The organism is Aurantimonas marianensis, from assembly GCF_024195285.1.
GTDB lineage: Bacteria > Pseudomonadota > Alphaproteobacteria > Rhizobiales > Rhizobiaceae > Aurantimonas > Aurantimonas marianensis.
Genome location: NZ_JALHBS010000141.1, coordinates 1 through 1,198, shown reverse-complemented (window position 1 = coordinate 1,198; position 1,198 = coordinate 1). Strand labels below are relative to the sequence as shown.

At 63.4% G+C, this 1,198-nt stretch carries 1 protein-coding gene; it reads left to right on the top strand.

The window, feature by feature from the left end:
• The first annotated feature begins 1 nt into the window (after position 1).
• Entirely contained in the window at positions 2 to 1,177 is a 1,176-nt protein-coding gene (gene tuf / locus MJ956_RS18695) for an elongation factor Tu (RefSeq protein WP_253965923.1), read from the top strand.
• Positions 1,178 to 1,198: the final 21 nt, after the last annotated feature.

Genomic DNA, 1,198 nt, shown 5'->3' with positions numbered 1-1,198 from the left:
GATGGCCAAGAGCAAATTCGAGCGCAACAAGCCGCATGTGAACATCGGGACGATTGGTCACGTTGATCACGGCAAGACGTCTTTGACGGCGGCGATCACGAAGTATTTCGGCGAGTTCCGCGCGTATGACCAGATTGACGCTGCGCCGGAGGAGAAGGCGCGCGGGATCACGATCTCGACGGCGCATGTGGAGTATGAGACGGAAGCGCGGCACTACGCGCATGTCGACTGCCCTGGCCATGCCGACTACGTGAAGAACATGATCACTGGCGCGGCGCAGATGGACGGCGCGATCCTGGTGGTTTCGGCGGCTGACGGCCCGATGCCGCAGACTCGCGAGCACATTCTTCTGGCGCGCCAGGTCGGCGTTCCGGCGGTCGTGGTGTTCCTGAACAAGGTCGACCAGGTCGACGACGAGGAGCTTCTGGAGCTGGTCGAGCTCGAGGTTCGCGAGCTTTTGTCGAGCTACGAGTTTCCGGGCGACGACATTCCGATCGTGAAGGGTTCGGCGCTGGCTGCCCTTGAGGATTCCAACAAGGAGATCGGCGAGGACGCGGTGCGGGCGCTGATGAAGGAAGTCGACAGCTACATTCCGACGCCGGCGCGTCCGATCGACCAGCCGTTTTTGATGCCGATCGAGGACGTGTTCTCGATTTCGGGTCGCGGCACGGTGGTGACGGGCCGGGTCGAGCGCGGCATCGTGAAGGTGGGCGAGGAAGTCGAGATCGTCGGCATTCGCGACACCAAGAAGACGACGGTGACGGGCGTCGAGATGTTCCGCAAGCTTCTGGACCAGGGCCAGGCGGGCGACAACATCGGCGCGCTGATCCGCGGCGTCGATCGTGAAGGTGTCGAGCGCGGCCAGGTTCTGTGCAAGCCGGGTTCGGTGAAGCCGCACACGCGGTTCATGGCCGAGGCGTACATCCTGACCAAGGAGGAGGGCGGCCGCCACACGCCGTTCTTCACCAACTACCGTCCGCAGTTTTATTTCCGCACGACGGACGTGACCGGTGTGTGCACGCTTCCCGAGGGCACCGAGATGGTGATGCCGGGCGACAACGTGACGATGGACGTGACGCTGATCGTGCCGATCGCGATGGAAGAGAAGCTGCGCTTCGCCATCCGTGAAGGCGGCCGCACCGTCGGCGCCGGCATCGTCGCCTCGATCGTCGAGTAAGATACGACTAAGGCGGGCGCG